Source organism: Streptomyces sp. BV286 (assembly GCF_019090165.1).
In the GTDB taxonomy this organism is placed as follows: domain Bacteria; phylum Actinomycetota; class Actinomycetes; order Streptomycetales; family Streptomycetaceae; genus Streptomyces.
Genome location: NZ_JAHRIB010000207.1, coordinates 23,467 through 29,693 on the forward strand (window position 1 = coordinate 23,467; position 6,227 = coordinate 29,693).

Genomic DNA, 6,227 nt, shown 5'->3' on the forward strand with positions numbered 1-6,227 from the left:
CGGACCGGCGGGGCGCACGCCGAACCGTTTCGGAGGGGAAACAGTCCTACGCCATCCGGAATCCCAGCGGAAATGTGGTGGTGGCGGGAATCAGAACGCCCAGAACAACGATAAGGCAGACGCCCTGTCGGCCAGTACCCCTACTCGGCCCCTAGGCCTCGTCCACAAGGGGATCAGTCGGCTCCGCACCGTCGTCGGCTGCAACCGTCGCACTCGTGACTTCAGGGCCGAAGTCGCCCAGCCCCTGCGACACGGCACGCAGGGCGTCCACCATGTCCTGCCCCGTCGGGGCGCGTTCGCCGTCGAGAAGCCACTGAAGACTCAGCCCTGCGAGCATCGCGAGATGCAAAGAGCCGACAGCGCGGGCGACCCGATTGTCCTCACGGGCCCCGCCGGGCGCGATGAACTCGGCCATCGCGCCGCGGGCGCGCTCGTAGTCGTCAGCGAGCTGCTTCCGCAATTCCGGAGCATGCTCGGCCTGGGCAAATGCCTCGATACTGGCGACGAGCAACGGGCGATGCAACTGGAATGATTTCGTTACTCGTGTCCACATGGCGACGAGTTGCTCCTCGCCGCTCTCGCCGGAGCCGCCCTGCCCGGGCATCGCCCGTTCAAGTTCCTCGCCCCACTCTTCGAACGCCTCCATCACTGCGGCATTCAGCAGCGCTTCCTTCGACCCGAAGTGATAGCCGATCGAAGCAAGGTTCGTTCCCGACGCGGCGACGAGGTCGCGGGCCGTGGTGCGCGCATAACCGCGCTCATAGAGGCAGCGTTTGGCGCCTGCCAACAACTGTTCGCGGTGTCCCATGCGGGCAATCCTACGAGACATTGGCCTGTTCGTGTGCCCCTCGAAACGAAAATCGGCAAGCTGGCTATACATCCGTCCTACACATCCGTATAGTACGGCTCATGGCTACCAATCCGTCACTCAAGGCGACCGGACGGGAGTGGGCCAGCCTCGCCGTGCTGACCCTTCCGGTACTCCTCATCTCCATGGACATGACCGTCCTCTACTTCGCTCTGCCCTTCCTCAGCGCCGACTTGGAACCAAGCAGCACCCAGCTGCTCTGGGTCATGGACATCTACTCGTTCCTGCTGGCCGGCCTGCTCATCACGATGGGCACGCTCGGCGACCGCATCGGTCGCCGGAAGCTACTCATGCTGGGTGCCGCCGCGTTCGGCGCCGCCTCGGCCGCGGCAGCGATGGCCAACAGCGCCGAAATGCTCATCGTGGCGCGGGCGTTACTGGGCATCGGCGGCGCAACCCTGATGCCCTCCACCCTCTCCCTGATTCGCAACATGTTCCGCGACGACCAGCAGCGCCGTACCGCCATCTCCGTGTGGACCGCCGCCCTGGCCGGCGGTGCGGCCCTCGGCCCCCTGCTCGGCGGCGCACTGCTGGAGCACTTCTGGTGGGGCTCCGCGTTCCTGGTCAACGTGCCCGTCATGGTGCTGCTGCTCATCCTCGGGCCCCTGATGCTGCCGGAGTTCCGCGACCCCGACCCGGGCAAGTTCGACCTGATGAGCACCGCGCTCAGCCTCGCCGCCGTACTGCCCGTCATCTACGGCATGAAGAAGATCGCCGAAAACGGAGTGGCGGTCGTCCCGCTGGCGACGATCGGCGCCGGCCTGCTGGTGGGCATCGTGTTCGTACTGCGCCAGCGTAAGCTCAGCCATCCCCTGCTCGACGTCTCACTGTTCCGCAACCGCGCCTTCAGCACTTCGGTCGGCACCAACGTCCTGGCGATGTTCGCCATGGTCGGCTTCGGCCTGTTCACCTCCCAGTACCTGCAGCTGGTGTACGGTCTTCGGCCCTGGAGCGCTGGCCTGTGGACCCTGCCAGCGGCCGGCGCCACCATGGTCAGCGCGACTCTCGCGGCCGTCCTCGCCCAGAGCATCCGGCCGGCGTACATCATCTCCGCGGCCCTGCTGCTCGCCGCGGCCGGGTTCGGAGTCATGGCCCAGGTCCAAGCCGATTCCGAACTTGCCCTGGTCATCACGGGGGCCACGATGATGGCGGCCGGCGTGGGTGTCGTGCTGACCCTCGCCGCCGACCTGATCATTGCCGCCGCGCCACCGGAACGGGCCGGCTCGGCCTCCGGACTGTCCGAGACCTGCGCCGAGTTCGGCGGCGCTCTCGGTATCGCGATCCTCGGTAGCATCGGCGCCGCCGTCTACCGCCAGTCCATGGACACCGACATGCCCGCAGGGATCCCCGCAGCCGCGAGCGAAGTCGCGCACGAGACTCTGGGCGGCGCTGTACAGGTCGCCGGACAGCTGCCGGAGGACCTCGCCACGCTCCTGCTGACGTCGAGCCGGGAGGCGTTCACCGAAGGCATGCAGATCGCCTCCTACACGGCGGCCGGCGTGATGTTCGTCGCCGCGGTGCTGGCCGGCCTGATGCTGCGTCACCTGAGGATCAGCAGCCCCTCGAACGGGGACCTGGCCGCCGCCGCCCCGGACTCGAAGGACCACGACGCCCAGCTCTACACCCGCTGAGCGCAGCGCCGACGGCGGTTCGACCGCCCGGCGCCGCTCGTGCCAGCTCCTGCGCGCCGGCCGGCCACGGTCGGCCGGCGCGCAGGGGTGAGCGAGCGCGCCTGGAGGTGACCGCCGCCAGGGCGTCGGAACTGCGGGGACGATCTCCATCACGATGAGCGGGCAGGTGCGCCCGCTGAGGGAGGAACGTCTGCGAGTGTTAGTCGAACCGGAAACCGTGGCGCTGGTGCGCGAAGACGGGACCATGCAACTGGAGTCCCCACGCACGGGCAGTACTTACCTCTGCGGGCCGATGGGCACCGCCATATGGATCGCTCTGCAGCAGCATGCGGGGCACGTCGAGCCGGCGGTCGAGGTACTGGCCGTGCGATGGAACCGCAACCCCCGATGGCTCAGAGCCGATTTCGACACCTTCATCGACGAGTTGAAAGACGCGGATCTCGTCAGTGTCGTGGAGTGAGAGCCGAGCGCATGACCAGCCATAGCCGCCACACGAGTGTACGAGAGCGGGACGCAGGATCAGCTTGAGGAACCACGCACACAGCGAACCCGGCGAGCCGCCGTACGAAAGACAAGAACCGGACGCAGAACCAGTTTAGAGAACCGTGACACCAAAGCGCCAGAGCCCGACCACCAAGTGATCGGCCACGCCAGGACCAGACCGGCCGGGTCAGCTGGGGACGAGCCGGTCCGTAACGAGTCCGCCGACGACGGGTCGGCCGACGACGGGACGGCCGACGGGAAATCTGCCGGTGACAGGCCCGGTGTCGGGCCTGCGACACGGTGGCGCACAGTCGTGGTGAGCCCGCTGCCGGTGGGGCCCACCACGACTGTGATGGGCCCCACCGCGACTGTCACCGACGGCCGGATCGGTCAGTCCGCGGACAGTTCGCCGTCGAGAATGTCGAACAGCTCGTCGGCAGTGACGTCGTCAAGGCCGACTTCGTCCTCCTGGTCCGGCCGTCCCGCACCGACCTCCACGAGCTTCGCCGCCAGCGCCCTCAACCGGTCCGCCGCAGGTGCCAGTCCGGCATCCCCGGACGAGACCGCCGCCGCCGCGACAGCGGCCTCCAGTCGGCCGATCTCATGCATGAGGTCCGCCGTGGCGTCCTCGTCCGGGATGGAGAGGTGCTCCTTGAAGTAACCCGCCACCGCCGCGGGCGTCGGATAGTCGAACACGAGCGTCGTCGGCGGCCGCAGGCCCGTCGCGGCGCCCAGCCGGTTGCGTATCTGCACCGCGCCCAGCGAGTCCACGCCCAACTCCTGGAACCCGCGTTCCGGTTCGATCGCCTCGGGGCCGGCGTATCCCAGCACCGCGGCGACCTGTCCGCGCACCAGGTCCAGCAGGAAACGGTCCCGGTCGGCAGGGGCGAGCTCCGCGAGGCGGCGCGTGAGCGCCGTCCGGTCGTTCTCGGCGCCTGCCGCGGCGGCGGTCCGCCGAGCGGTGCCCCCGGCCAGCTTTCGGACGATGGCTGGCACCTGGTCCTGGGGCCTCGACCGCAGCACGGCGAGGTCCAGGTGCACGGGCAGCACGACCGGCTCGTCCTGCGCGGCCGCCGTGTCGAAGAGCGCGAGGCCCTCCGCCGTGGCGAGCGGTCGGACACCGGAGCGTCCGATTCGGTCCAGGTCCGTGCCGTCCAACGAGCCGACCATGCCGGTGCGTTCGCTCCACAGGCCCCACGCCAGTGACAGTGCCGGCAGGTTCTGCGCCCGCCGGTGCTGGGCCAGTGCGTCCAGGAAGACGTTGGCCGCCGCGTAGTTGGCCTGTCCGGCCCCGTCCAGCGTGCCCGCCGCGGAGGAGAAGAGGACGAAGGCGTCCAGTTCCCGTTCCGCCGTGAGCTCGTGCAGGTACCAGGCCGCATCGATCTTGGGCCGCATGACCGCGTCCAGACGGTCGGGACTCATCGTCTCGACCACGCCGTCGTCGAGCACACCGGCGGCGTGCACGACCGCGGTGAGCGGCGCGTCGTCGGCGACACCCGCGAGCAGGTCCCGCAGCGCCGACCGGTCGGACACGTCGCACGCGACGACATCGACCCTGGCACCCAACTCCCCCAGTTCCGCGACCAGTTCGGCGGCACCGGGTGTGTCGAGGCCCCGTCGACTGGTCAGCAGCAGGCGCCGGGCGCCGTGCTCGGTGACCAGGTGCCGGGCGAAGACGGCACCGAGACCTCCGGTACCGCCGGTGACGAGTACGGTGCCGGTCACCGCCTTGCCGAACTCCTGGCCGCCGGTCTCGTCGGATGCCTCGACCGTCGGGGCGTGGGCGGGGACGAGACGAGGGCTGAGCAACTCTCCTGTCCGGAGGGCAAGTTGCGACTCACCGGAGGCGAGTGCGGCGAGGACCCGATCCATCGGCCCGGAGGCGGCGTCGGCTTCGGCGGAAGCCGCAGGGTCGGTGGCCGGGTCGAGGTCGAGGAGCGCGAACCGGTCGGGGTGCTCCGACTGCGCGGCACGCACCAGACCCCACAGCGCCGAGGACGCCAGACCGGGCACCGCATCCCCGGCCTGGACGCCGAGCGCGCCCCGGGTCACCCACACCAGGCGGGACTCGGCCCACCGGTCCTCGGACAACCACTGCTGTACGAGCGCGAGGGCCTGGGCGGTGACACTCCGCACGGCGGTCGGCATCGCTGCCTTCGCCTTCGCCTCTGCGTCTGCGTCTGCGTCTGCGTCTGGGTCCGTGTTCAGCGAGTGGGCGGTCGCCCATGCGTCCACGTCCACGAACACCCACTCCGGTACGCGGCCGGTGGCGTCCGTGTCGATCGCGGCCAGGTCCGCCGCCACCGAGGTGTCCGTACCAAACGCTGTCTGCAGGTCGGAGCCGGTGCCGAGTACCGCACGGCTCGGCAACTCCGGCAGCGGGGCGAACGCCGTGGAGGTCCAGTCGACCTTGAACAGCGACTCGGTCCGTGTACTGGTGCCTCCGGCGGCGTTGAGCTGTTCCGGGCTGATGTCACGGGTGACGAGTGAGTCGACCCGGGCCACCGGCAGTCCTGCCGCGTCGGCCAGTTCGACGCCGAAGCCGTCCTCACCGACCGGCCACAGGCGGACCCGCAGCGACGACGCACCCGACGCGTAGAGCGACACACCCGACCAGGCGAACGGCAGACGGACGCCGCCGCCGGAGCCAGCTTCGGAGTTGGTCGCGGGGTCGGGATCAGGGTCGGAAGTGAAGGAGCCGAAGCCTGCTGCCTGGAGTGCCGCGTCCAGCAGAGCCGGGTGCAGCCCGAAACCCTCCACCGCCGTGCCGTCCGGAAGGGCAACCTCGGCGAACACCTCGGCGCCGTCGCGCCAGACCCCGTTCAGACCCTGGAAGACCGGACCGTACTCATAGCCTTCCACCGCCAAGTCCTCATACACACCGACCAGATCGACCCGCTCGGCACCCGGCGGGGGCCACGCCGCCGACAGCACGGATCCATCGCTCTGGTGCAGCTGTTGCTGAGGTCCGGTGTCAGGGGTCAGGAAGCCGGTGGCATGGCACACCCACTCCCCCTCGACCCCTTCGCCTGAACCGGAGGAGTAAACGCCCACCGTGCGGCGTCCGCCGTCCCCGGCAGCACCCACCACCACCTGCACCTGCACCGAACCGCGCGCCGGCACCACCAACGGCGCCGCCAGCATCAACTCCTCGACCCGGCCACACCCCACCTCGTCACCGGCCCGCACCACCAACTCCACGAACGCCGCACCCGGCAACAGCACCACACCCGACACCGCATGAT

General features: G+C 69.5%; 4 protein-coding genes. 2 read left to right on the plus strand and 2 right to left on the minus strand.

Going from position 1 to position 6,227, the window contains the following annotated elements:
- Positions 1 to 151: 151 nt before the first annotated feature.
- Positions 152 to 808 (minus strand): TetR/AcrR family transcriptional regulator, encoded by a 657-nt coding sequence (locus tag KUF83_RS38835; protein ID WP_217459811.1) that lies wholly within the window; start codon positions 806 to 808, stop codon positions 152 to 154.
- A gap of 101 nt (positions 809 to 909) precedes the next feature.
- On the opposite strand from KUF83_RS38835, the gene KUF83_RS38840 reads away from it, so the two are divergent.
- Positions 910 to 2,499, plus strand: coding sequence for an MFS transporter (locus tag KUF83_RS38840; RefSeq protein ID WP_217459812.1), 1,590 nt, complete (start codon positions 910 to 912; stop codon positions 2,497 to 2,499).
- Between the two features lie 154 nt (positions 2,500 to 2,653).
- Entirely contained in the window at positions 2,654 to 2,959 is a 306-nt protein-coding gene (locus KUF83_RS38845; RefSeq protein ID WP_217459813.1) for a PqqD family peptide modification chaperone, read from the plus strand.
- Between the two features lie 413 nt (positions 2,960 to 3,372).
- On the opposite strand, the gene KUF83_RS38850 is transcribed toward KUF83_RS38845, so the two are convergent.
- A partial coding sequence (locus KUF83_RS38850; RefSeq protein ID WP_217459814.1) for a type I polyketide synthase occupies positions 3,373 to 6,227 on the minus strand: 2,855 nt, incomplete at its 5' end.